This is a genomic window from Candidatus Eremiobacteraceae bacterium (assembly GCA_035314825.1).
Lineage (GTDB): Bacteria > Vulcanimicrobiota > Vulcanimicrobiia > Eremiobacterales > Eremiobacteraceae > JAFAHD01.
In genome coordinates, this window is the sequence record DATFYX010000006.1 from 1 (window position 1) to 24,028 (window position 24,028).

The 24,028-nt window shown below is 66.1% G+C and carries 31 protein-coding genes; 5 read left to right on the forward strand and 26 right to left on the reverse strand.

Annotated elements, in window-relative coordinates; genetic code table 11:
• A partial coding sequence (dnaE, locus tag VKF82_01810) for a DNA polymerase III subunit alpha (GenBank protein ID HME80789.1) occupies positions 1–2,276 on the reverse strand: 2,276 nt, incomplete at its 3' end.
• Positions 2,277–2,520: 244 nt separating this feature from the next.
• Here dnaE and VKF82_01815 point away from each other — a divergent pair.
• The 4 genes from VKF82_01815 (at position 2,521) to VKF82_01830 (ending at position 6,900) form a co-directional block, all read left to right on the forward strand.
• Positions 2,521–3,846, forward strand: coding sequence for an OFA family MFS transporter (locus VKF82_01815; protein ID HME80790.1), 1,326 nt, complete (start codon positions 2,521–2,523; stop codon positions 3,844–3,846).
• 128 nt (positions 3,847–3,974) lie between these two features.
• On the forward strand, positions 3,975–5,573 hold the full coding sequence (pckA, locus tag VKF82_01820) for a phosphoenolpyruvate carboxykinase (ATP) (GenBank protein HME80791.1): 1,599 nt from the start codon (positions 3,975–3,977) through the stop codon (positions 5,571–5,573).
• Positions 5,574–5,597: 24 nt separating this feature from the next.
• Positions 5,598–6,278: a hypothetical protein gene (locus VKF82_01825; protein ID HME80792.1), complete on the forward strand. Its 681-nt coding sequence runs from the start codon at positions 5,598–5,600 to the stop codon at positions 6,276–6,278.
• A 1-nt stretch (position 6,279) separates the two neighbouring features.
• A complete protein-coding gene (locus VKF82_01830) occupies positions 6,280–6,900 on the forward strand; it encodes a TMEM175 family protein (GenBank protein ID HME80793.1) in 621 nt (206 codons plus the stop codon).
• On the opposite strand, the gene trpA is transcribed toward VKF82_01830, so the two are convergent.
• From trpA to VKF82_01865, 7 genes are read right to left on the reverse strand one after another with little or no spacing between them, the layout of a single operon-like run.
• Positions 6,878–7,684: a tryptophan synthase subunit alpha gene (trpA, locus tag VKF82_01835; protein ID HME80794.1), complete on the reverse strand. Its 807-nt coding sequence runs from the start codon at positions 7,682–7,684 to the stop codon at positions 6,878–6,880. The two genes, VKF82_01830 and trpA, sit on opposite strands and share 23 nt — an antisense overlap.
• On the reverse strand, positions 7,681–8,877 hold the full coding sequence (gene trpB, locus VKF82_01840) for a tryptophan synthase subunit beta (GenBank protein ID HME80795.1): 1,197 nt from the start codon (positions 8,875–8,877) through the stop codon (positions 7,681–7,683). Before trpB ends, trpA begins: the two co-directional genes overlap by 4 nt.
• Positions 8,864–9,487, reverse strand: coding sequence for a phosphoribosylanthranilate isomerase (locus tag VKF82_01845; GenBank protein ID HME80796.1), 624 nt, complete (start codon positions 9,485–9,487; stop codon positions 8,864–8,866). The genes trpB and VKF82_01845 overlap by 14 nt, the downstream gene beginning before the upstream one ends.
• The gene (trpC, locus tag VKF82_01850) at positions 9,484–10,263 is read right to left on the reverse strand and encodes an indole-3-glycerol phosphate synthase TrpC (GenBank protein ID HME80797.1); all 780 of its coding nucleotides are present in this window, start codon (positions 10,261–10,263) and stop codon (positions 9,484–9,486) included. Before trpC ends, VKF82_01845 begins: the two co-directional genes overlap by 4 nt.
• Positions 10,260–11,303, reverse strand: coding sequence for an anthranilate phosphoribosyltransferase (trpD, locus tag VKF82_01855; GenBank protein ID HME80798.1), 1,044 nt, complete (start codon positions 11,301–11,303; stop codon positions 10,260–10,262). The genes trpC and trpD overlap by 4 nt, the downstream gene beginning before the upstream one ends.
• Complete coding sequence (locus VKF82_01860) at positions 11,300–11,887, reverse strand: aminodeoxychorismate/anthranilate synthase component II (protein HME80799.1); 588 nt, start codon at positions 11,885–11,887, stop codon at positions 11,300–11,302. Before VKF82_01860 ends, trpD begins: the two co-directional genes overlap by 4 nt.
• A complete protein-coding gene (locus VKF82_01865; protein ID HME80800.1) occupies positions 11,884–13,311 on the reverse strand; it encodes an anthranilate synthase component I family protein in 1,428 nt (475 codons plus the stop codon). The genes VKF82_01860 and VKF82_01865 overlap by 4 nt, the downstream gene beginning before the upstream one ends.
• A gap of 266 nt (positions 13,312–13,577) precedes the next feature.
• Here VKF82_01865 and VKF82_01870 point away from each other — a divergent pair, with 266 nt between their 5' ends.
• A complete protein-coding gene (locus VKF82_01870; GenBank protein HME80801.1) occupies positions 13,578–14,204 on the forward strand; it encodes a hypothetical protein in 627 nt (208 codons plus the stop codon).
• On the opposite strand, the gene VKF82_01875 is transcribed toward VKF82_01870, so the two are convergent.
• From VKF82_01875 to rplE, 18 genes are all read right to left on the reverse strand, one after another.
• Positions 14,201–14,782 carry a DUF4760 domain-containing protein gene (locus VKF82_01875; GenBank protein ID HME80802.1) on the reverse strand — a complete coding sequence of 194 codons (582 nt, stop codon included), beginning with the start codon at positions 14,780–14,782 and terminating at the stop codon, positions 14,201–14,203. The genes VKF82_01870 and VKF82_01875 overlap by 4 nt on opposite strands.
• A gap of 32 nt (positions 14,783–14,814) precedes the next feature.
• Entirely contained in the window at positions 14,815–15,171 is a 357-nt protein-coding gene (gene rplQ, locus VKF82_01880) for a 50S ribosomal protein L17 (protein HME80803.1), read from the reverse strand.
• A 10-nt stretch (positions 15,172–15,181) separates the two neighbouring features.
• On the reverse strand, positions 15,182–16,117 hold the full coding sequence (locus tag VKF82_01885) for a DNA-directed RNA polymerase subunit alpha (protein HME80804.1): 936 nt from the start codon (positions 16,115–16,117) through the stop codon (positions 15,182–15,184).
• A gap of 28 nt (positions 16,118–16,145) precedes the next feature.
• Complete coding sequence (gene rpsD, locus VKF82_01890) at positions 16,146–16,805, reverse strand: 30S ribosomal protein S4 (protein HME80805.1); 660 nt, start codon at positions 16,803–16,805, stop codon at positions 16,146–16,148.
• Positions 16,806–16,867: 62 nt separating this feature from the next.
• Positions 16,868–17,266 (reverse strand): 30S ribosomal protein S11, encoded by a 399-nt coding sequence (gene rpsK, locus VKF82_01895; GenBank protein ID HME80806.1) that lies wholly within the window; start codon positions 17,264–17,266, stop codon positions 16,868–16,870.
• Positions 17,267–17,659, reverse strand: coding sequence for a 30S ribosomal protein S13 (gene rpsM / locus VKF82_01900; GenBank protein ID HME80807.1), 393 nt, complete (start codon positions 17,657–17,659; stop codon positions 17,267–17,269).
• Between the two features lie 8 nt (positions 17,660–17,667).
• Positions 17,668–17,781 (reverse strand): 50S ribosomal protein L36, encoded by a 114-nt coding sequence (gene rpmJ / locus VKF82_01905; protein HME80808.1) that lies wholly within the window; start codon positions 17,779–17,781, stop codon positions 17,668–17,670.
• A gap of 74 nt (positions 17,782–17,855) precedes the next feature.
• Positions 17,856–18,125 (reverse strand): translation initiation factor IF-1, encoded by a 270-nt coding sequence (infA, locus tag VKF82_01910; GenBank protein HME80809.1) that lies wholly within the window; start codon positions 18,123–18,125, stop codon positions 17,856–17,858.
• Positions 18,106–18,942, reverse strand: coding sequence for a type I methionyl aminopeptidase (gene map, locus VKF82_01915; GenBank protein HME80810.1), 837 nt, complete (start codon positions 18,940–18,942; stop codon positions 18,106–18,108). The genes infA and map overlap by 20 nt, the downstream gene beginning before the upstream one ends.
• Positions 18,939–19,631: an adenylate kinase gene (locus VKF82_01920; protein HME80811.1), complete on the reverse strand. Its 693-nt coding sequence runs from the start codon at positions 19,629–19,631 to the stop codon at positions 18,939–18,941. The genes map and VKF82_01920 overlap by 4 nt, the downstream gene beginning before the upstream one ends.
• Entirely contained in the window at positions 19,628–20,923 is a 1,296-nt protein-coding gene (secY, locus tag VKF82_01925; GenBank protein ID HME80812.1) for a preprotein translocase subunit SecY, read from the reverse strand. Before secY ends, VKF82_01920 begins: the two co-directional genes overlap by 4 nt.
• 7 nt (positions 20,924–20,930) lie before the next feature.
• Entirely contained in the window at positions 20,931–21,389 is a 459-nt protein-coding gene (rplO, locus tag VKF82_01930) for a 50S ribosomal protein L15 (GenBank protein HME80813.1), read from the reverse strand.
• Complete coding sequence (rpsE, locus tag VKF82_01935) at positions 21,370–21,915, reverse strand: 30S ribosomal protein S5 (protein HME80814.1); 546 nt, start codon at positions 21,913–21,915, stop codon at positions 21,370–21,372. The genes rplO and rpsE overlap by 20 nt, the downstream gene beginning before the upstream one ends.
• Before the next feature lie 3 nt (positions 21,916–21,918).
• Complete coding sequence (gene rplR / locus VKF82_01940; GenBank protein HME80815.1) at positions 21,919–22,287, reverse strand: 50S ribosomal protein L18; 369 nt, start codon at positions 22,285–22,287, stop codon at positions 21,919–21,921.
• Positions 22,287–22,856 (reverse strand): 50S ribosomal protein L6, encoded by a 570-nt coding sequence (gene rplF / locus VKF82_01945; GenBank protein HME80816.1) that lies wholly within the window; start codon positions 22,854–22,856, stop codon positions 22,287–22,289. Before rplF ends, rplR begins: the two co-directional genes overlap by 1 nt.
• A gap of 7 nt (positions 22,857–22,863) precedes the next feature.
• Positions 22,864–23,259, reverse strand: a complete 396-nt coding sequence (rpsH, locus tag VKF82_01950) for a 30S ribosomal protein S8 (GenBank protein HME80817.1) — start codon at positions 23,257–23,259, stop codon at positions 22,864–22,866.
• A gap of 20 nt (positions 23,260–23,279) precedes the next feature.
• Positions 23,280–23,465 (reverse strand): type Z 30S ribosomal protein S14, encoded by a 186-nt coding sequence (locus tag VKF82_01955; protein HME80818.1) that lies wholly within the window; start codon positions 23,463–23,465, stop codon positions 23,280–23,282.
• Between the two features lie 4 nt (positions 23,466–23,469).
• Positions 23,470–24,024, reverse strand: coding sequence for a 50S ribosomal protein L5 (gene rplE, locus VKF82_01960; protein HME80819.1), 555 nt, complete (start codon positions 24,022–24,024; stop codon positions 23,470–23,472).
• Positions 24,025–24,028: the final 4 nt, after the last annotated feature.

Genomic DNA, 24,028 nt, shown 5'->3' on the forward strand with positions numbered 1-24,028 from the left:
TTGAGCCAGGCCGTGCGGTAAGCGAGCAAACCATAGCACACCGCGTGGGCTTTGGGGAACCCGTAGCCGGCGAACGGTTCGATGAACTGCCAGATGCCGGTGGCGAGCTGCTCGTCGATGCCGCTGGCGACGCAGCCGGCGATGAACTTGGCGCGCTCGACCGGGATCTTCTCTTTGACCTTCTTGCCGATGACCTTTCGCACTTCATCCGCTTGGCCGATAGTGTAGCCGGCCAGGTCGCGACAGGTCTGCATCACCTGTTCCTGATACACCGCCACACCGTAGGTCTCGGCCAGGATGGGCTCGAGCTTGGGATGCAGATACGTGATCCTGCGACGCCCGTGCTTGCCGGCGATGAAGTCGTTGATCCAGTCCATAGGCCCTGGGCGGTACAGCGCTACCATTGCGATGACGTCCTCGATACACGTGGGGCGCAGCTCGGCGATATAGCGGCGCATCCCGGCGCTCTCAAGCTGGAAGATGCCGGTGGTGTGGCCGGATGACAGCAACGCATAGGTCGCCGCGTCGTCCAGTGGGATCTCTTCGATGCGGAACGACGGATCGGTGGTGCGCCTGATCTCTTGGGTGGCACGCTCGATGACCGTGAGCGTGCGCAGGCCGAGGAAGTCCATCTTGAGCAGCCCGGCCTTCTCGACCCAATCCATCGAGTACTGGGTGTTGACGTCGTCATCGCCCAGCTTGACGAGCGGTGCGTATTCGGTGATCGGCCCGGGTGCGATCACGACGCCCGCGGCGTGCGTGGATGCGTGGCGAGCCAGGCCCTCGACGCGCATCGCCGTGTCGAGCAGCTCGTGCGCGCGCGCATCGCGGTGATAGATCGCGTTGAGCTCGGGCACGCTGTCGATCGCCTGGCGGATCGAGACCGGATTGGTCGGCACGTTGGGGATGAGCTTCGCGATTCGGTCGACGTCGGCCAGCGGATGGCTCATCACCCGGCCGACGTCGCGCACCGCGGCGCGGGCGGCCATCGTGCCGAAGGTGACGATCTGCGAGACGCGGTCCGCGCCGTACTTCTGGCGCACGTACTCGATGACTTCGTCGCGACGCTCGAAGCAGAAATCCGTGTCGATGTCGGGCATCGAGATGCGCTCGGGGTTGAGGAAGCGCTCGAAGAAAAGGTTGTAGCGCAGCGGGTCGACGTCCGAGATGCGCAGCGCGTAGGCGACGATGCTCCCCGCCGCGGAGCCCCGTCCCGGACCCACGGGGATGCCCTGCTCGCGGGCATAGCGTATGAAATCCCATACTATAAGGAAGTAGGACGCGTACCCCATGCGGTTGATGATGCCCAACTCGTATTCGAGGCGCTCGAGCTGGCCGGGCGTCGGCGTGCCGTAGCGCTCCTGCAGGCCGGTCATGCATAACCCGTGCAGGTAGCGCGCCTCGTCGTCGATGCTCGCCGGCAGCGGGAACGTGGGCAGCGCGAACGTCTTGGATTCGAGGTCCAGCTCGGCCATGGTGGCGATATCCAACGTCGCGTCGCACGCGTCGGGCGAGTCCGCGAATAGCTCGCGCATCGCTTCGGCCGGCTTGAAGTAGAAATCGTCGCCCTCAAAGCGCATCCGGTCGGTGTCGGCTACCAATTTGCCCGTGCCGATGCACAGCAACACGTCGTGGGCCGGCGCGTCATCGCGCGCGAGGTAGTGAGAGTCATTGGTCGCGACGGCGCGGACACCCGTCTCCTTGGACAGCGCGATCAGCTGCGCGCGCACCTTATCCTCAGCCGCCATGTGGTGATGATGGAGCTCGAGGAAATAGCGCTCGCCGAAGATGGCTCGGTAGTCGCGCACCAGCGCGCGCGCGCCGTCCACATCGTCGTGCAGCAATGCCTGTTGCACGCCACCGCCGAGGCAGCCGGACAGCACGACAAGCCCCTTATGGTGGGCCGCTAACAGGTCGAGGTCCACGCGCGGCTTATAATAGTAGCCTTCGAGGAAGCCGGCCGAGACGAGCTTGAGCAGATTGTCGTAGCCATCGCGATCGACGGCAAGTACGGTGAGGTGTTGTTCGTCGCGCGCGCTGCGGTCGAGCCTGCCCCGCGGGGCGACGTACATCTCGCAACCGATGATCGGCTTGATGCCTTTGGACTTGGCCGCGAAATAGAACTCGAGCGCGCCATAGAGCACGCCATGATCGGTCAGGGCAAGCGCCGGCATGCCCGCATCGGCGGCCGCGCTCACCAGGTCACCGACCCGGCAGGCGCCGTCGAGCAGCGAATACTCGCTATGCACGTGCAGATGGACGAAGCTTTTGCTCATCGGACCCCGGGCAAACACATGTTCGGGTAGCCTATTTCAGCACTCGCGGGGCACGCCCTTGTGGACCAGCTGTGAGCGCGATGTGAACGTCGGACGATTCTTGTGGATATCCGCGTTCATGAGAAACCTCGCAGAGGTCGCACCGTGCCCCCGGATGAAGGCCGCGCTGAACGACCGCGGGGCGCGTTAGCGTACCAGCGGGGTTTGGCTATTGTTCCTTCTGCTTTCATCAAGGGGGTACAAGGTGACGAACCGTTGGGCCATCGGCATCGCCGGCATGATCGTCATGATCTGTCTGGGCACCATATATTCGTGGAGCATCTTCGTCCAGCCGCTGCGCGCAAGCTTCGGCTGGTCCAACACGGCGACGACCTGGATCTTCGCCTGGTCTATCTTCTTCTTAGGACTCGGCGCCGTAGTGGGCGGGCGCTGGCAGGATCGGGTCGGTCCCCGCACCGTCACGCTCACCGGCGTTCTGCTATGGGCGGCCGGCTATCTGCTGGCCGGCCTGGGCGCGAAGCTCGGCCCATGGTGGATGTATCTGACCTACGGCCTGATCGCGGGCTTCGGCAACGGCATGGCCTACATCACGCCCGTCGCGACGGTCACCAAGTGGTTCCCGGACATGCGCGGCGTCGGCAGCGGCATGGTCGTCATGGGCTTTGGCCTCGGGGCCTTCTTCTACAACCAGATCGTGCCGCGCATCGCCTCGTTCGCCGATGCTTCCAAAGCCGCGGCAGCGTTCCTCAAAGCGAAGGCCGACACGACCGGGGCGACGATTCCCGTACCGCTCACGCCCGACCAAGTCCAAGCGGTGCTCAACATCTTCGTCATCTCGGGCATCGTCTTCTTGGTCATCGGCGGCGCCTGCGCGCTGCTGCTCAACAACCCGCCTGATGGCTACACGGTGCCCGGCGCGAAGGCGCTCGCGGCGAGCACGGCACGCTCGTATACGACCGCGGAGATGCTGCACACCAGCCAGTTCTATCTACTCTGGCTGATGCTGTTCATCAACGTCACGGCCGGCATTCTGGTCATCAGCAACGCCGTGCCGATCATCCTCGAGCTGACCAATAAGGCCGTGGCGGGCGCTGTCGATCCCAAGACGGCCGGAACGGCGTATGGGCTCGTGGCGATCTTCAACGGCTTGGGCCGCTTCTTCTGGGGATCGATTTCGGAGCGCATCGGCCGCAACTGGGCCTTCGCGCTGATCTTCGGAATCCAGGCGGTGATCTTCTTCATCCTCGGCAGCCTGACGTCGCTGACACTCGTGCTGGTGTGTTTCGCGATCGTGCTGTTGTGCTACGGCGGCGGCTTCGGCACCATGCCGTCGTTCAACGCGGACTACTTCGGCACCAAGTACCTCGGCGCGAACTACGGCGCGATCCTCACCGCCTGGGGCTGCGCCGGCATCGTCGGGCCGATCTTCGTGGCCTACGTCAAGGACCACTTGGGTTCGTTCGCACCGGCGTTGCCGTACGTAGGGGGCATGCTGGCGATCGCGACGATCCTGCCGTTCTTGACGCGGCGGCCGGCGGACAGCACGGCTCCGGCGGCAGCAACCGCGTAAGGACACACGACCGTGCGCGATGCGCAGGCATCGCGATCGCGGGCCACGAGGCGAGGCGCGACGGAAGTCGCGCCTCGTCAGTTTCGTACCGCAGGAAGGTCCGCGATGGCGCGAAAAGCGTCTTTGTAATGGCTTTGCTCAGCGGAACGTCCATCGGACTCGAAGCTTTCGGCATCGGCCCAGTCGCCGGTGCCGACGTCAATCTGAGCGCGGCCGCGCTCTATGAACAGGCGATCCGGCGCGGCGAGGGCCTGACCGCCGCCGCCGGACCGATCGTCGTCAAGACCGGCAAGCACACCGGCCGCTCGCCCCAGGACAAGTTCTTCGTCAAGGAGCCCTCGAGCGATGCGCACATCGACTGGGGCGCGACGAACAAACCCTTCGACAAGGACAAGTTCGACGCGCTGCTCGGGCACGTGGACGCCTACCTGCGCGACCAGTCGGTCTTCGTCACCGACGCGTACGCCGGCGCCGACCCCGACTATCGTTTGCCGGTGCGGATCGTCACCACGCAAGCGTGGCATGCTCTGTTCGCGCGGCATCTTTTCATCGATCCTTCGGCCGAGGAACTGCGCCGCTTCCGCCCCGAGTTCGCAGTGGTGGACGTCGCGGATTTCCTCGCCTCGCCGCAACGAGACGGCACGCGCAGCGAGACCTTCATCATCGTCGACCTGGGCCGCAAGCTCGTGCTGATCGGCGGCACGACGTATGCGGGCGAGATAAAAAAGTCGGTCTTCACGATCATGAACTACCTGTTGCCGCTGCGCGACGTGATGCCGATGCACTGCTCAGCCAACGTCGGGACCGCCGGCGACGTCGCGGTGTTCTTCGGCCTTTCCGGCACGGGCAAGACCACGCTGTCGGCAGACCCCGAGCGCGCGCTCATCGGCGACGACGAGCACGGCTGGAGCGACGCGGGCGTGTTCAACTTCGAGGGCGGCTGCTACGCGAAGGTCATCAACTTGTCGGCCGAGCTCGAACCGCAGATCTATCCGACGACGCGCACGTTCGGCACCGTGCTCGAAAACGTCGTGCTCGATCCGGCAACGCGCGAGCTCGACCTCGCCGACGATTCGTTGACCGAGAACACCCGCGCCGCGTACCCGCTCACCTCGGTGACCAACACCGTGCCGTCCGGGCGCGGCGGGCATCCCAAACACATCGTCATGCTGACCTGCGATGCGTTCGGCGTCTTGCCGCCGATCGCGCGCATGACCGTGCCGCAGACATTGTATCATTTCTTGTCCGGCTACACGGCCAAAGTGGCGGGCACCGAGAAAGGCGTGACGGAGCCGCAGGCGACCTTCTCCCATTGCTTCGGCGCGCCGTTCATGGTACACAAGCCGATGGTGTACGCCAAGCTGCTGGGCGAGCGCATCGCGCGCCACGAAGTGGACTGCTGGCTGGTCAATACCGGCTGGAGCGGCGGGCCGTACGGCGTCGGCAAACGCATGCGCCTGCCCTATACGCGCGCGATGATCAAAGCTGCGCTGACGGGGCAGCTATCGGGCGTGCCGTTCAAAGCGGATCCGGTGTTCAACGTCGCCGTGCCGGCCAGCGTGCCCGGGGTTCCCGCCGAGGTGCTCGATCCGCGCTCCACCTGGTCAGACCCAGCCGAATACGACCGCAAAGCCAAGGAGCTGGCCCGGCTCTTCGCCGCCAATTTCCAGCGCTTCGCGGGTTCGGCGACGCCCGACGTCCTCGCCGCAGCGCCCAAAGCGGACTAGGCCGCGTCCGTCGAACCGCTCCCCATGGATGTCGTCATCGTCGGCGGACCGCATTCCGGTGTCGGCAAGACGCTTGCGGCCGAGGTCGCGCTGCGCGCGCTCGATGGCCTGGGCTATGGCGCGATCAAGCTGACCGTCGCTGACGGCGAACGCGATCCCGAGCACGACCACGGCTCGTCGGCGCTGTCGGTCGCGCATGCTGCCGGCATCTGTGGCCGCGGTGCGTCGTGCGGCGTATGCGAGACGGTTTCGACACAGCTGCCGAGCCGGCTGATCACGAACGACGGGGCGATCCGGAAAACAGGCACCGATACATGGCGTCTGAGCGAGGCGGGCGCAGTGGCGGTGGCCTGGATCATCGCGCTGCGCGAGGCCGCCCCTGCGGCTATCGAGTCCGCGATGAGCTATCTGCAATCCAAAGGTGCGCGAGGCGTCGTCATCGAGGGCACGACCGCGCTCGATTGGATGACGCCGCGGGCGTCGGTCATGGTGGCCACCGATCCCGGCCGCATGTGGAAGGACGTCGCGCTGCGCCAGATCGGGCGTTGCGACATCGTTTTGCTCAACGCTGTGCCAATGCCGTCTGGCGATATACCAGCGCCTGCCGCGCTGACTGCTGCAGGTCCTCTGCGCTGCGATCTTGGAAGCGGCAAGGACGAAGGCGCGCAGCGCTATCGCGCCCGTCTACTCGAGCTCTGCGCTTGAGATGACGCCCAAGGATGACGAACGGACGATCCATCGCCTCGAGGCCTTTTCCGACATCGTCATAGGATTCTGCCTAGCCGAGCTCGGGCTCAACCTCGTGATACCCAAGGACCTCGGCGGCCTGACGTCATCGTGGCTAAGCCTCAACGCATTTGCGATCTCGTTCGTGGCGATAGCGATACTATGGTGGTATCACCACAGGCTCTTCATGACATATCTGCGCCTGAACGGCGCGACCATCGTGATGAACTTCACCCTGCTCGCGGCGCTCATATTCGGGATCCACTTCCAGCAAGTCGCCTTCCACTTCATGGCCGACGGCGTCGATGCGCTCGTGCCGCTGCGGTTGTGGATGATCTGCCTGGCCTTGATCTATGCCTTGCTCGCAGCGATGTATGCGTTGTGCGTGTGGGAGCGGCGGCGCGACCTCGACCCTGGTGCGTTACGTTGGGGCGTCGGCACGACGTATCAGACAGGGCTCTCGGCTCTCGGGCTCGCCGCCCTATGCTTCACACTCCCACATAACTGGATGGCGGCCGTGCTCATCGTCTTCGTCGTCACGCTCGCCGTTTCGCTTCAAGGTCTGGTGGTATCGCGGCTTACACGTGGCGCCGGGCATTGATGGTGTGGGCTCGAAGCGACGAACACAGGTCTTTGACCGCGCGGGCTGGGTCCTGCGCCACGCACGCTTGGACGATCGCGCTGCCGACGATGACGCCGTCGGCGGCGGCAGCGATCTGTGCGACCTCTTCGGGGCGCGACACGCCGAAGCCGACCGCGAGCGGCTTGTCCATCAAACGGCGCAGATCGGCTACGCGTTCGAGCACCGTCTGGTCGACGCCGGCGTGCGTGCCCGTCACGCCCAGCCTGCCCGCGACGTAGACAAAGTCGTCGCAGCGCGCCGCGATGGCCCGAGCGCGCTCGAGTGGTGTCGTCGGCGCTACCAAGAACGTCAGCGATAGATCTGTCCGCGCGAAGGCGTCGCACAGGGGCGCTGACTCTTCGGGCGGCAAGTCGGGGACGATCGCGCCGGCGAATCCCGCCGCGTGCAGCTCCTGAGCGCACCGCACGAGGCCGCGCGCGAACAGCGGGTTATAGTAGGTGAAGGCGATTAAAGGGACGGAGGCCGCGCAGCGCGCCGCGATCTCAAGCACGCGGTCGAAGGTCGCGCCGTGATCGAGCGCGTGCTGCGACGACGCCTGGATCACGGGACCGTCAGCCACTGGATCGGAATACGGGAACCCGATTTCGATCATGTCCGCGCCGCCCTCGATCGCGGCCATGATGAGCGCAGGCGTCTGCGCAAGGCTCGGAAAGCCGGCCGTCAGAAACGCGATCAGGGCCGCCCGTCCGTCCTCGCGGCAGCGTCCGAAGGTCTCGGCGAGCGGACGCGCGGCAACTCTCATCGTGCCACAAGCTCTTGGGCAAGTGCGAGACGCACCGCATCCTTGTCTCCCCGTCCGGAGCAATTGATGAGAACCACTTGGTCCGGCGCTGTGTTCTTGGCCAGCTCGCACCCGTATGCGATCGCGTGCGCGCTCTCAAGCGCCGGCACGATGCCCTCCGTGCGTGCCAGCATCTGGAACGCCTCGAGGGCCTGATCATCGGTGACCGTCACGTAGTGCGCGCGCCCGGATGCCTGCAGCGCGGCGTGCTCGGGACCGACACCCGGATAGTCGAGCCCCGCGGCTATCGAATGCGTCGCCGCGATCTGACCGTCGCCGTTCTGGAGCACCTTGGTGAGCGCGCCGTGCAGCACGCCTTCGCGCCCGGCCGAGAGGGTCGCCGCGTGCAGGCCCACGCGCTGCAGCCCGCCTCCGCCCGCCTCGACGCCGGTCAAGCGCACCTGCACGTCATCGAGGAACGCTGCGAATACGCCGAGCGCATTGCTGCCGCCGCCGACGCAGGCGACCACGTGGTCGGGGAGCTTGCCGAAGCGCTCGAGCACCTGCGCACGCGCTTCCTCGCCGATGACCTGCACGAAGCGCCGCACCATGTACGGATAGGGATGAGGACCGACCGCTGAGCCGATCAGATAGAACGTCTCGTCGGCGGATGCCGCCCAATCCCGCAGCGCCTCGTTGGTCGCGTCTTTGAGCGTCTGCGAACCGCTGCTCACCACCTCGACCGAAGCGCCCAGCAAGCGCATGAGGTAGACGTTAAGCGCTTGGCGCTGCGCGTCGGCCGCTCCCATGTAGACGACGACTGGGATCTGCAAGAGCGCGCCGACCGTGGCCGCGGCGACGCCGTGCTGCCCGGCGCCGGTCTCCGCGATGATCCGCCGGCTCCCCATGCGCTTGGCGAGCAGCCCCTGGCCGAGAGCGTTGCTGATCTTGTGAGCGCCGGTGTGGTTGCAGTCCTCGCGCTTGAGGACGATCGTGGCGCCGCCGCAGAGGCGCGTCAGATTTTCGCACGAGGTGAGCGGGGTCGGGCGCCCGACGTAATCGCGCTGCAGGCGGCGGTAGTCGCTCCAAAAAGCCTCATCGGCGAACGCCTCATGCATCGCCGCCTCGAGCCGGGTCAGCGGCTCGACCAGAACTTCGGGCACGAAACGTCCGCCGAAGCGCCCGAAGTAGCCGCGCCCGTCAGGTCCGTGCATGGAAAACCTCCTTCACGCGGAGCGCGAAGCGCGCGACGAGCTCCGGGTCCTTGCGCCCCGAGCGCTCGACGCCGCTGCTCACATCCACGCCGTCCGGATGGACCTCGCGCATCGCGTCGCCCACGTTGTCGGGCGTGAGGCCGCCTGCCAGGATGAAGGGGACGCGCAATCCGTCGCGGATGAATCGAGCCCGATCGGGGGCCATACGTATGCCCGTGCCCCCGAAACGCCCTTTTACGCGCGCATCGCCGATCACGCCGATCGAACGTGCCCGCTGCACGACGTCGGGGGCGGGGGGCCGCTCTCTGGCCGTCAGTAGGGTCGGCACGCCGAACGAGCCGCAGAATTCGGGTGTTTCATCGCCCGCGAATTGCAGCACGTCGAGCCGGCACCGACCCAATGCCTGTAACACGAGAGCCCGTGACTGATTCGCGAACACACCCACGCGCGTGACGCCCGCCGGCGCGGCGGCCGTCATACGACTGCCCTCCTCGAGGCTGAGCCGATGCGGTCCATCGGCGAAGACGAACCCGAGCGCGTCCACGCCTGCTTCGACGCACGTACGCACGTCCTCGAGACTGCGCATGCCGCAGATCTTGAGCACGATCATATGGGCACCGCCCGCAGCGATGCCACGGCCGCCGCCGGATCAGCCGCGCGCATCAGCGACTCGCCGATCAGCACCGCATCTATTCCGGCTGCCGCGCAAGCCGCCAGATCCGCCGCCCTCGTGTAGCCGCTTTCGCCGATCACCGTGCACTCGGCCGGCAGGTGGCGGCGCATCCGCAGCGCTGTCTGCAGATCCACGCGCATCGTGCGCAGGTCGCGGTTATTGATGCCGATGACCGTCGCCCCCGCGCCCAGCGCGCGACGGGCCTCCTGTTCGTCGCGCACTTCCACCACGGCGCACATCCGCAGCGACTGCGCGAGAACGCGCAGCGCCGCCAGCTCGTCCGACGTCAAGATGGCGGCGATGAGCAAGATCGCATCGGCGCCGGCTTCAGCTGACTCCCAGACCTGATATTCGTCGACGATGAAGTCCTTGCGCAACACCGGCAGGGCTGTCGCGTCGCGCGCCGCCACGAGGTCCTCAAGGCAGCCGCCGAACCACGATGGCTCCGTGAGGATCGACAACGCCGCGGCGCCACCGGCTTGATATGCACGCGAGGTCGCTGCGGGGTCGCGATCCGCCAGCGCGCCCGCCGATGGGGACGAGCGTTTGAACTCGGCCACGATGGCAGGCGCACCCGAACGCAGCGCCTGTTCGAAATCGCGCACCGGCGGGCGGTTACGCGCGGCGTCGTACAGCATTTCGATCGGCACGCGCGCCTTGCGTGCGCGCACATCGCGCAATCGGCTGGCGACGATGACGTCCAGCTGGTTCATCGCCTGCTCTCCCGTCGCAGGACGTCCAGCTTGTCGCTGGCCGCGCCCGTGTCGATGGAGCGTTGCGCCACAGACCGGCCGTGCTGGAGGTCGCGTGCGACGCCGGCGATGAACAGCGCAAGCGCGGCGTTGAGCAATACCACGTCGCGTTGCGCTCCTGGCTTGCCGCGCAACACCTCGCGGATCACGTGCGCGTTGGACTGCGCGTCGCCGCCCGCCAACGCCTCCGTCGGGGCGCGCTCGAGCCCCGCGTCTTCGGGGACGATATCGTACTCCACGAGCTCGAGGCCGCTCCATTCGAGCACGCGGGTCGCGCCCGCTAGGGTGGCTTCGTCGAGCCCATCGCACCCGCGGATGACCGCGGCGCGGTCGCTGCCCAGGCGTCCGATCGCCGCAGCAACGATGTCTTGTGCACCGGCATGAGCCACGCCCACGACTTGGCGCCGCACGGCTGCAGGATTGGTCAGCGGTCCAAGCAGGTTGAACAGGGTCTTCATGCCGATCTCGCGCCGGACCGGCGCGACGTGACGCATCGCGGGGTGATGCACCTGTGCGAACATGAACGCGATGCCGTGCTCCCCGAGGAGCGCCGCGCTCCGTTGCGGAGGCACGTCGATGCGCACGCCCAGCGCCTCCAGCACGTCCGCGCTCCCGCAGCGGCTGCTCATCGCGCGGTTACCGTGCTTGGCCACGGGCACACCCGCACCCGCGACGACGAACGCCACCGCGGTCGAGATGTTGAAGGTGCCCGAACCGTCACCGCCCGTGCCGCAGACGTCGATCGCACCGCCGCGGGGCGAAACCGGGATCGCGTGCTCGCGCATCGCCGACGCAGCGCCGACGACCTCATCCGCGGTCTCGCCCTTGACCGCGAGCGCTACCAAGAGCGCCGCCGCCTGCGCCGGCGTCACGACGCCATCCATGATCGCGTTGATCGTCTGTCGCATCTCCTCGGCGCTCAAGTCCGCCCCTGCGGCTGCGCGCACGATCTGCGAGACGACACAGACCGAAGGATCCAGTCCGGCCGCCAGCGCGCTCATGCCGCACGCCCCGCGATCGTCAGAAAATTGGCAAGCAATCTCGGACCGTGCTTGGTCAGCACCGATTCCGGGTGGAACTGCACGCCGAACACCGGCGCGTGCCGATCCGCTATCGCCATGAGTGTGCCATCATCGGCTGCGGCCAGCGCTTCGAGTCCGCTTGGCAGCGACGCCGGATCGACGCACAGGGAGTGGTAGCGACCGGCGGAAAAGCGCGTCGGGATGCCGTCGAACAGCGCGTGGCCGCAGTGCTGCACAGCGCTGGCCTGACCGTGCACGACTGAACCGGCGTGCGTGACGCGCGCGCCATAGGCTTGGCCGATCGCCTGATGACCGAGGCAGACGCCCAGCATGGGGACGCGGGAGCGCAGCGCGGCGATCAGCTCGAGGCAGCGGCCGGCCCGGTCCGGGGTCCCAGGACCTGGGGACAACACGATCGCTGCGGGAGGGGACGCGCTCAATCCGGCCACGTCGAGTTCGTCGTTGCGCAGCACCTGCACGTCAAGCGGGTGGCGGCCCAGCTCATGCACGAGGTTGTACGTGAAGGAATCGTAGTTGTCGACGACCAGCAACCTGGGTCTCATGCGACGCTCCTCGCGCGTGGGCGCGCGGCCATCGCGATGGCGCTGAAGACCGCGTCCGCCTTGGCGCGGCATTCGGCGTCCTCGCGAGCGGGCACCGACGCCGCGACGACGCCGGCGCCGGCCGCGCAGTGATAGATGCCCTCGTAGGCGTGCGCGCTACGCAACGTGATGCACGAGTCGAGCGAGCCGTCGAACCCGAAGCGGCACACGCTGCCTGCGTAGAAACCGCGCCGGTGCCCCTCGAGCGCAGCGATCAGCTCCATCGCGCGGATCTTCGGCGCCCCGCTCACCGTGCCGGCGGGAAACGCTGCGGCGAACGCGTCGAACGCGTCGCACTCCGGGCGCAGCCGGCCCGTGACCTCAGAGACGAGATGCATGACGTGGCTGAAGCGCTCGACCGAGAGCATCTCCGCCACCTCGACGCTGCCCGACGCGCACACTCGCGCCAGATCATTGCGCGCGAGATCGACGAGCATCACGTGCTCGGCCCGCTCCTTCGGATCGCGCTGGAGCTCGCGGGCGATCCGGGCGTCAACAGCTGGATCCTGAGCTCGCCGCCGCGTGCCTGCCAGCGGCCGCATGCGCGCGACGCCGCCGTGCGCGGCGACGAGCATCTCTGGTGAGGACCCGAATAGCTGGCCCCAGCCGATGTCCAGGAAGAACATGTAGGGGGAGGGATTCACCGCTCGCAGCGCCCGATAGGCGTCGAACGCGAGCGTCGTAAGCGGCGCCTCCCAGCGCTGCGCCAGCACGATCTGAAACGCTTCGCCCTCGTGGATCGCGCTCTGGGCCTTCTCCACCGACCTCGTGTACGGTATCGCGCCGGCACGAAGCAGCGGTTGGATCGGCTCGGATCCTCGATCGAGCGGCGCTATGCGAGCGTCTGCCAGGACGTCGCGCACCCGGCGCGCCACGGACGCACCGTTGTCGGGTGAAAGCGCACAGATGTCGAGCTCGTGCGAGAAATGATCGAACACCACTAGCACCTCAGGCACGACCAAGTGGAGATCGGGCATCGGGTCGCTGCCGCGCGGCGTCGCCGGCAGGCGCTCGAGGCGGCCGGCGAATTCGTAGGCGGCCGCTCCGTAGGCCCCGAGGAACGGCGATGGGCTGTGCGCCGGCGAGAGCCGCCCGAGGAGCTCGCGCGCGGCGTCGCACGGGTCGGACGAGTCGTCGATATGCGGTACCGGCTGCTTGCCGATCTGCGCGCGCACGCCGCCCTCGTCGACGACGAGCTCTCCGCGAGCCCCGAGGCCGATGATCGAGTGACGTGCCGCCTGGCCCGCTCCCGGCGCGCTTTCGAACAAGAACGAATGCCCCATGCGCAGGGCGCGCAGCGCCGCAAAGGCGGCGATCGGCGTGACGCCGTCCGCTAGCAGCCGCTGTGCGGCCAGCGGATTCGGCGATCGTGTTGTGTCATTCATGATGCTGCTCCCGAGAAAAAACAAAAACGGCCGGCTCTTCTTTCGTGAGCCCGCCGCTTTCAGGATCCGGAACGCCGGTGCTAGGTCTTAGACGCGCACCGTGGCATGACGAATCTGGCGGGCCTGGGCCCACCACCACCAACCGTGTACGCCATGCGTGTGTTTCATCGAGCCCGCCCTTCGCGAGCCCTGCACCGGTTCCTCTCGGGGCCTGGCCGGCACGCCCTTGAAAGATGAAAATCGGCCTCTGCCCGAAAGGAGGCCGTGTGCTAGCAGACTGGTTCGATGCTCACACGCCGGCGGTCATCTTCGGCCTCGCGCTGGCTATCCTCGCGCAACCCATCGCCGCTTACTGGAATCACTTCACCAAGCGGCAGCGGCTGACGCGTTGGGGCCAGCTCGGCGAGTGGTTCATCGTGCTGCTCGTCGTCGCGATCGCGATGACGCTGTATCGGGCCTCTTTCCAAAACGCGGAGCGCCAGTTGGCGCCCAAGGCCGCAAGCCCGACGACCCTCCGGGCGACGCCGGCGCCGCACGCCACCGGACCCCGCTCGTTGACCTTCGACGACCAGACGGCCATCGCCGGCACGATGGCCACGTATCGGGGAATGAAAGCCGACGTGGGATCGAAGCAAGAGGACCAGGAGGCCAAGGCATTCGCTGATTCGATAGCCCTGGCGCTAGAAAGAGGCGGACTGACCGTGACGCAGCGTGCGGCCGGGATCGCGAGCGGCGGCGACGTGCCGCTCATGGTCATCGTGAATCCCGCCGATAGCGCCGCAGGCCAAGCGTTTTCAAACGTCCTGGCCCAACGCGGTTTCGGTGCGCGCTTCCAGCAAAGCAGCAGCGTCACGCAGGGCACGTTGCTCGTCTACATCGGAGGCAATATCTAGGACGGCAGCGGCGGCCGGTCCGGGAGAACCATCCTTCGCGTGTTGCGCGGATAGGTGGTCGGGTGGTCGCGCAGCCAGTTTTCGGAAAGCACGGCTAGATATTCGAAGTTCTCCCAGATGGCATCTTTACCGGTCGACAGCCGCGCATCGGCGAGAGCTCGTTCGATCCGCTTCCACGTGCCCACGATGACCCAGGAGTAGCGGTCCAAGAAGATGTCCTTGTCGACGATGCCTTGCTTGACGAGAATGCCCAGCTCTTCGTAGCTGTTGCCGAGCAGAGTCACGGCATCTCGTATCTCCTCGTATTCGGGGACGACGGCCTGCTCTTCGCCGCGATCCGCTCGGGCGTTGTAGGCCCGGAATTCCGGGTCGTCGACGACCGCGGCGAGCTTATGCCGCACCACGTACCTGGCATCGTAGATCGCCTTGCTCGCAAGCTCTTCGCCGATCGCCAGCATCGCGTTGATCTGATTGCCCGCGCGCAAATGGCGCAGCTGCACCATCGCCGCGAGCGCGGTCGCGGCGATGATACACACGGTGAGAAGCGAAGCGGAGGCGTTGAGCAGCTCGAGCGACATCTAAGCCCTGGCGAACATCCGCGCTGGCCGCGCTAGGAGGTCAGGAGTTCGAGCTGTGCCAGTTCGGCCGCGTCACCCTTGCGGATGCGCGTGCGCACGATGCGCGTGTAGCCGCCATGGCGGCTCGCCAGGCTGGGCGCGATCTGTTCGACCAGCTTTTTGGCGACCGCCTCATCGGTGAGATAGGCGCTGACGGCTCGCCGCGCCGACAGGTCGGCCTTCTTGGCGCGCGTGATCAGCCGCGACGCGACGCGCGACGTCTCTTTGGCCCGCACGACCGTCGTCTCGATCTTGCCGTGGGTGAACAGCGACGTCACGAGGTTGCGCAGCATCGAGCGGCGGTGATCGTCGTTGCGTCCCAGGCGTTTGTCGGCCTTCTTGTGGCGCATGATGTCCGGGCTATCCTTGCTTGAGCGACAAGTTGCGCTCGGCGAGCTTCTCTTTGATCTCGTCGACCGACTTCTTGCCGAGGTTGCGCATGTTCATGATCTCGTCTTCGGTGCGCTGCAGCAGCTCCGATATCTTGCTGATGCCCGCGCGTTTGAGGCAGTTGTAGGAGCGCACCGACAAGTCGAGCTCGTCGACCGGAATATCCCAGTCCGAGAACGGCGCCGCTTCCTCGACCGGGGCTTCGACCGCCGGACGGCCGCTGAAGTTGACGAACAGCGCCAGCTGCTCGGCGAGGATCTTGGCCGCCGTCGACAGCGCCTCGTCGGGCGTGATGCTCCCGTTGGTCTCGATCTCCATGATCAGCCGGTCGTAATCGGTCACCTGGCCGACGCGCGTATCTTCTACCGTGTAGTTGACTTTGCGGATCGGGGTGAAGATGGAGTCGACCGGGATCAGGCCGATGACGTGCTCGACGTTGCGCTGCTTGTCAGCGGTGACGTAGCCGCGCCATTTCTCGACGCCGATCTCCATGAACAGCCGCGCCTTCTTGTCCGACAGCGTGGCGATATGGTAGCCCGGGTCGAGCAGCTCGACGTCGGCGTCCGGCACGATGTCGGCCGCGGTGACTTCGCGTTCACCGGAGACCTCGATGCGCAGCACCTTGGGCTCATCGGTGTTCATCTTCAAAGGCAGGCCCTTGAGGTTGAGGATGATGTGCGTGGTGTCTTCGACCACGCCTTGGATGGTCGAGAACTCGTGCAGCACGCCGTCGATCTTCACGTAGGTGACGGCGGCGCCGGGCAGCGACGACAGCAGCAGCCTGCGCAGCGCGTTGCCCAGCGTGATGCCGAAACCGCGCTCGAGCGGCTCGATGATGAACTTGGCATACGAGTCGCCGCGCTCGCGGACTTCGATCGACGCTCGTTGGAATTCCAGAACTGGCATGGTACCTCTTATCGGTTCGTGTGCGAGATTAGCGTGAGTAATATTCAACAATCAATTGCTCTTCCACATTGGTGTCGATGTCCGCGCGCGTCGGCCGCTGCAGCACCTTGGCTTTGACGTTGAGCTCGTCGTATTCGAGCCAGCCGGGCACGCGCCGGCCTTTGGCGTACTGCTCCAGCCCCTGGAACAGGTTGCTCTTGCGGCTCGCCTCGACCACGCCGATCTCGTCGCCAGCCCGCACCTGCATCGACGGGATGTTGACGCGCCGGCCGTTGAGCGTGAAATGGCGATGGCGCACGAGCTGGCGCGCCTGGGCGCGCGAGGTCGCGAGGTTGAGCCGGTAGATCACGTTGTCGAGCCGCGTCTCAAGCTGCGCGAGCAGCGCAGAGCCGGTCTGGCCCTTCGCAGCGCTGGCGCGCTTGAAGTAGTTCTCGAACTGCCGCTCGAGCACGCCGTAGATGCGGCGCATCTTCTGCTTCTCGCGCAGCTGGCGGCCGAACTCGGACACCTTGGGGCGGTTCTTGGTCTGCGCCTTTTGTCCGGGCGCCGCGGTGCGGCGCTCGACGGCGCACTTCTTGGACAGGCAGCGCTCGCCTTTCAAGAAGAGCTTGACCTTCTCGCCCGGTTTGGTGCCGCTGGCGCTCTCGCGCCGGCAGAGGCGGCAGACAGGTCCTGTGTATCGAGCCATATCTTTCCTTTATTCGCTATCCGTGTTAGATTTCCGGCCTGGGCGGGCCGGGGGTTACTACCTTAGACGCGGCGCCGCTTCGGCGGACGGCAGCCGTTGTGCGGGATCGGGGTGACGTCTTTGATCAGGACGATCTCCAGGCCGGCGGCCTGCAGCGCCCGGATCGCGGCCTCGCGCCCGGCGCCCGGCCCTTTGACGTGGACCTCGACCTGCTTCATGCCGTGCTCCATCGACTTGCGCGCGGCGCTCTCGGCCGCGAGCTGCGCAGCGAACGGTGTCGACTTCTTGCTGCCGGCGAAGCCCATGCCCCCGGCGCTCGCCCAAGCCAGCGCGCCGCCCTGCATGTCGGTGATGGTGACGAGCGTGTTGTTGAAGCTCGCGTGGATGCGCGCGATGCCCTGCGAGACGTTCTTGATCTCGCGTTTCTTGGTGCGGCGCGCGCGCTTTTTCGGTTCCGCCATTTACTTGCCGACCCCCGGTCCTTTGGTCTTCTTCTTGCCGGCCACCGTCTTGCGCGGTCCCTTGCGGTTGCGCGCGTTGGTGCGCGTGCGCTGGCCGCGCACGGGCAGACCGCGGCGGTGGCGGATGCCGCGATACGAGCCGATGTCTATCAAACGCTTGATCGCGCCTGCGACCTCGCGGCGAAGATCGCCCTCGACCTTCAAGTTCTTCTCGATCTGCTCGCGCAGCTTCTGGATATCCTCATCCGTCAAGTTCTTGACGCGGATGTCGGGATCGACGCCGGTCTGCTTCAACAGCTTCGTGGCGGTTGGCCGCCCGATGCCGAAGATGTAGGTCAACGCGATCTCGACGCGCTTCTCGCGCGGCAGATCGATTCCAGCGATACGTGCCATACTCTCCCCTACCCCTGAGCCTGCTTATGCTTGGGGTTCTCGCAGATCACCCGCGTGCGTCCCCGCCGCTTGATGATCTTGCACTTGTCGCAAATCCGTTTTACGCTCGGTCTGACTTTCATCATCTTTCGGTCGAATAAATTCGACCGCTCCATTTCTCGGCGGTCATTCGACCGCTCCATTGCTCTTGTATATTCTACTTGTACCTGTAGGTTATCCGCCCTTGGCTCAAGTCGTACGGCGACAGCTCCACCAGGACCCGGTCACCCGGCAGGATGCGGATGAAGTTCATCCTGATCTTGCCCGACACGCGCGCGAGCACTTTGTGTCCGTTGCTCAACTCGACGCGGAAGAACGCGTTGGGCAGCGGCTCGACGACGACACCCTCGACCTCGATCGCCTCTTCCTTGGGCGAGGGATTCGCATCGGGCTTCGGCGGTTTCTTCTTACCCGAGCGCCGCTGCATTGGGCGATTGCGTCGCGCCAAGCGTTCCTCCGTTCAAAGCGCGCCGTTCGATGGCGGCCGCTTCGGCCTCGTCGACGGCGGTCAGGATCTCAAAACCGTTCGCCCGCACGGCGACCGTGTGCTCGAAGTGGGCCGACAGCTTGCCGTCGGTAGTCACGACGGTCCACTGGTTGTCGAGCGTGCGCACGTCGTGCCCGCCCTGGTTGACCATCGGTTCGATCGCCATCACCATGCCGGGTCTGAGGACCGGGCCCATCCCCTTGCGCCCGAAGTTCGGCACCGGCGGCTCTTCGTGCAGGTCGCGGCCGACACCGTGACCGACCAGCGCGCGCACGACCGAGTAACCGTGGCCCTCGACGTAGCTCTGCACCGCATGGCCGATGTCGGAGACATGCACGCCCGGACGCACCGTTGCCAGGCCGACGTACAGCGCTTCTTCCGTCACCTGCATGAGCCGGCGGGCTTGCGCCGACGCCTCGCCGACCGCGATGGTGCAGGCCATGTCCGAATACCAGCCGTCGACGATGGCCCCGATGTCGACCTTGAGCAGATCGCCTTCGCGCAGCCGCCGTCCGTCGGGTATGCCGTGCACGACCTCGTCGTTGACCGAGGCGCAGATCGACCCGGCAAAACCGTGGTAGCCCAAAAACGCCGGCACGCCGCCACCCTCGCGGATGAAGCGGTCCGCCAACGCGTCGATCTCTTTGGTCGTGGCGCCCGGACGCACCGCGGCCTTCACCTGGGCCAACGCGCGCGCCGCCACGGCACCGCTGATCCGCATCTTGGCCAGTTCGGCCTCGCTCTTGCAGTGGATCATGATGCCTTCACGTGCGCGCCGGCTCGGGCTCCGGACCGGGCTGCGGCCAGGATCGCGGCATTGACCGCGGGCACCGGCATAGTGCCGTCCACGCGATGCAGCAGGCCTTTCTTCTCGTAGAACGCGATCAGCGGGCGCGTCGAATCGTGATAGACGTCGAGCCGGTGCATGACCGTCGCTTCGCTGTCGTCCTCGCGCTGCTCGAGCTCATGGCCGCAGCGGTCGCACACGCCGTCGCGTTTGGGCGGCGCCGAGACGACGTGATAATTGGCGTTGCAGTTCGGGCAGACGCGGCGCCCCGTAAGGCGGCGGATCAGCTCCTCGCGCGGCACGGTCAGCTTGACCACGGCGTCCAGATGCTGGCCGAGGCGTGCCAAGAGATCGTCCAGCGCCGCCGCCTGCGCCGCCGTGCGCGGGAAGCCGTCGAGCACCCAGCCGTGCGCGACGTCGGACTGCTGCAGCCGCTCTTCGACGATGCCGATCGTCACTTTGTCGGGGACCAGCTCGCCGCGGTCCATGTACTTGCGCGCCATCACGCCCATCGGCGAGCCTGCCGCTTTGGCCGCGCGGAACATGTCGCCGGTCGCGATATGCGGCACTCCCAATGTCTTGGCCAGCAGCGCCGCCTGCGTGCCCTTGCCCGCGCCGGGCGCGCCCAGCAGCAGCAGCCTGAATCCCGAGTCGCTCACTTGTTGATGAACCCCCGGTAGTCGCGCATCGCGAGCCGCGCCTCGAGCTGGGTCATGGTGTCCAAGGCCACGCCGACCACGATCAACAGCGATGTGGCGCCCAAGAAGATCGTCGTGATGTGCGTGATCCATTGCGAGATATTGGGCAGGATGGCGAGCAGACCGAGGTAGATCGCGGCGACGAACGTGATGCGGTGCAAGATCTTCTGCAAGTAGTCGGAGGTCGGTTTGCCCGGCCGGATGCCGGGTATGAACCCGCCCTGCTTCTTGAGCGAGTCCGCGATGTCCATGATGTTGATGACCACTTCGCTGTAGAAGAACGTGAAGCCGACCACCAGCAAGAAGTACACAAGATTGTAGAGGAAGCTGTTGTAGTCGAAGTACAGGCTCACAAAGCGCGTGAAGCCGTCGGCGAACGTCGAGTGGTAGTTGCTCGCCCACTGCGCGATCTGGCGCGGCAGCAACAGGATCGAGATCGCAAAGATGATCGAGATGACGCCCGCGTTGTTGAGCCGCAGCGGGATATAGGTGCTGCGCCCGCCGTAGACCTTGCGTCCGACGACGCGTTTGGCGTACTGCACCGGCACGCGCCGCTGGCCCTGGTACATGAAGACGACCGAGATCAGCGAGATGATCGCGATGGCGGCGAAGATCACCAAGCCCAGCCAGTTGAGACCGCCCGCCTGGCCCAGCGAGACCGTCTCCTTGAAATACGTCGGGAAGCGCAAGATGATGCCCACGAAGATGATCAGCGAGACGCCGTTGCCGACGCCTTTGTCGGTGATCTGCTCGCCCAGCCACATCAGCCAGACCGTGCCCGCCGTGAGCGTGAGCACGACGCCCACGAGATAGAACATGTCGCTGCGCAAGAAGACCTGCGAGCGGTTGAGCGCGATGACCATCGTCGTCGCCTGGACGAGCGCCAAGCCGACGGTCAGCCAGCGCGTCCACAGGCCGACGCGTTTGCGCCCTTCCTCGCCGCCGTGCTGCATCAGCTCCTTGATCTCCGGGAACACGACGGTCGCCAGCTGCATGATGATGCTGGCGTTGATATAGGGCGTGATGCCCATGGCGATGACCGAGAAGTGCTGCAGCGCGCCGCCCGACAAGAAGCCCAAGAAATTGAGGAACTGGCCCGAGCCCAGCAGCTGCGTCCACTTGGCGATGTCCACGTACGGGATCTGGATGTAGACCGCGATCACGAACACCGCGAACGCGCCGAACACGAAGAGCAGCCGGTTGCGCAGCTCCGGAACGACGAGTGCGTTGGCGAGATTGCGCCACATCACCATGGGACCGCTAGTCCTCGAACACCGCGCCGGCGGCTTCGAGCTTGGCCCGAGCCGGAGCGGAGAACACGACGTCCTTGAATCGCAGGCCCTTGGGCGCGTCGCCCGAGCCTAAGATCTTGACGCCGTCATGCATACGATCGACGATGCCCGCAACGCGCAGCGCATCGGGGGTCACCGCGGTCTTGGCATCCCAGCCGGTCAGATCGACGAGGTTCACCACCGCGTAGGTCGTGCGGAAGATGACCGTCGAGCGCGCTTTCTGCGAGACGCCTTTGCGCTGCGGCAGCCGGCGGAACCAGGGCGTCTGGCCGCCCTCGAACGTGCGGCCCTTGCCACCGCCCGAGCGCGCGGTCTGGCCCTTGCCGCCTTTGCCCGAAGTCTTCACCAAGCCGCTGCCATGGCCGCGGCCCACGCGCACGCGTTTGCTCTTGCTGCCCGGCGCGGGCTTAAGATGCGACAGCTTCATCTGCCGTGGCCTCCTTCGCCTCAGTCTCCTTGCCGAACAGCTCTGCGACCGTCTTGCCGCGCTGCTTGGCGACCGTTTCGGCCGTGCGCAGCTGCTTGAGGCCTGCCACCGTCGCCTGGATGACGTTGATCGGGTTGTTCGTGCCGAGCGATTTGGTCAAGATGTCGTGCACGCCGGCGAGTTCGAGCACCGCGCGCATGGCGCCGCCCGCGATCACGCCCGTGCCTTTGCTGGCCGGTTTCATGAGCACTTTGCCCGCGCCGACGTGCGATAGGATGGGATGCGGAATCGTGCGTCCGACCATCGGCACCGTCACCAGCGCGCGGCGCGCCGCTTCGACGCCCTTGCGGATCGCTTCCGGCACTTCGCGCGCCTTGCCCAAGCCGTAGCCCACGCGGCCTTGCCGGTCGCCCACGACGACGAGCGCGCTGAAACTGAAGCGCTTGCCGCCCTTGACGACTTTGGCCACGCGGTTGACCCGAACGACTTGTTCTTCGAGTCCTGAACCGTCCGTAATCCGTGCCACTGCTTAGAACTCCAACCCTGCGCCGCGTGCGGCGTCTGCCAGCGCCTTGATGCGCCCGTGATATTTGTAGCCGCCGCGGTCGAACACGACTGCGGTGACGCCCTTCTCTTTGGCGCGCTCCGCCACGATCGTGCCGACGCGCTGCGCCGCCGCGATGCCTGAAAGCGATTCCAGGCCTTGGGCGACCGCCTTCTCGCGCGTCGATGCGGCGGCGAGCGTGCGCCCGGTCGAGTCGTCGATCAGCTGCGCATACACGTGATGCAGGCTGCGGAACACCGAGAGCCGCGGCCGCTGCGTCGAGCCGTTCATCCGCTTGCGGATGCGGCTGTGCCTGCGCACGCGCAATGCGTTTCTGCTGCCGAGCGTCGCCATTACTTCTTCCCTCCGCCGCCGGCCGCGCCGGCGGTCTTACCAGCCTTGCCGAGTTTGCGGCGCACGCGCTCGCCCTCGTAGCGGATGCCCTTGCCCTTGTACGGCTCGGGCGGGCGGATCGCGCGGATCTGCGCCGCCAGCTGTCCGACCATCTGCTTGTCGGCGCCGCTGATCACGATCTTGTTCGTGCCTTCGACTTTGATGTCGATGCCCGCCGGCGGCTCGATGACGACCGGGTGCGAATAGCCCACCGCGATGTTCAGCTTCTTGCCTTGCGCCTGCGCGCGGTAGCCGACGCCGACGATGTCGAGCGACTTGGAGAAGCCCGCCGTCACGCCGTGCACCATGTTGGCGATCAGCGTGCGGGTGAGCCCGTGCAGCTGCTTGCTGCGCTTGTCGTCGTTGGGGCGCGTCACGCTGACCGAGGCGCCTTCGACTTTGACGTCGATCGGCTCGGCGCACTCGAGCGAGAGCTCCCCTTTGGGTCCTTTGACCGTCACCACGCGCGCGCTGTAACCGACATTCACGCCGGCCGGCACGCTGATGGGCATGCGTCCGATTCTGCTCATGAATTCCCTACCACACGAACGCCATGACTTCACCGCCGCAGCCCAGGCGCTTGGCCTGTCTGCCGCTGATGATGCCCTTGGGCGTCGACAGGATCACCAGGCCGAGGCCACCCATGCATTTGGGGATCTCGCCCTTCGGCGTGTAGATGCGCAAGCCCGGACGGCTGATGCGCTGCAACCCGTTGATCACGCGCTCGCGGCCCGTGCCGTACTTGAGCGCGATGCGGATGATGTCGCGCGGCTGCTGCGCCACGACGTCGAAGCTCTTGATGAAGCCCTCCGCCTTGAGCAGCTTGGCCAGCTCGAGTTTGACGCGCGACGCCGGGATGTCGACGCGCTCCTGGAACGCCGTATTGGCGTTGCGGATGCGCGTGAGCATATCGGCGACCGGATCGGTTATCACTCCCATATTCCTCTAGTCCCTTACCACGACGCCTTGACGACGCCGGGCACCTTGCCCGCGTGAGCCAATTCGCGGAAACAGATGCGGCACAGCGCGAATTTGCGCAAGAAGCCCTTGGGCCGGCCGCAGCGCAGGCAGCGGTTGTGCTTGCGGACCTTGAACTTCGGCGTCCGCTTGCTCTTCTCGATCAGACATGTCTTGGCCATAGCGTTACGCCGCAGCCCCTTCCTTGCGCAGCGGCATGCCCATCTCGGCAAGGAACGCCAGCGCCTCTTCATCGTTGTGCGCGCTCGTCACGATGACGATGTCCATGCCGCGCACGCGGTCGACCTTATCGTAGTTGATCTCCGGGAACACGAGCTGCTCCTTGAGACCCAATGCGTAGTTGCCGCGCCCGTCGAGCGAGTTGCGCGACGTGCCGCGGAAGTCGCGGATGCGCGGCAGCACGATGTTGACCAGCTTGTCGAAGAACGCGTACATGCGCTCGCCGCGCAGCGTCACCTTGGCGCCCACCTGCATGCCCGCGCGCAGCTTGTACACCGCGATGCTCTTGGTCGCGCGCGTCACCAGCGGCTTTTGACCGGTGATGGCGGTCAGATCGGAGACCGCGCCGTCCATGGCCTTGGGCTCGGCGACCGCTTCGCCCACGCCCATGTTGACGACGATCTTGCGCAAGCGCGGCACCTGCATCGGGTTTTTGTACCCGAAGCGTTTGGTGAGCGCAGGCACGACCTGCTGCTGGTATCGTTCTTTCATCCTGTTCATCGCT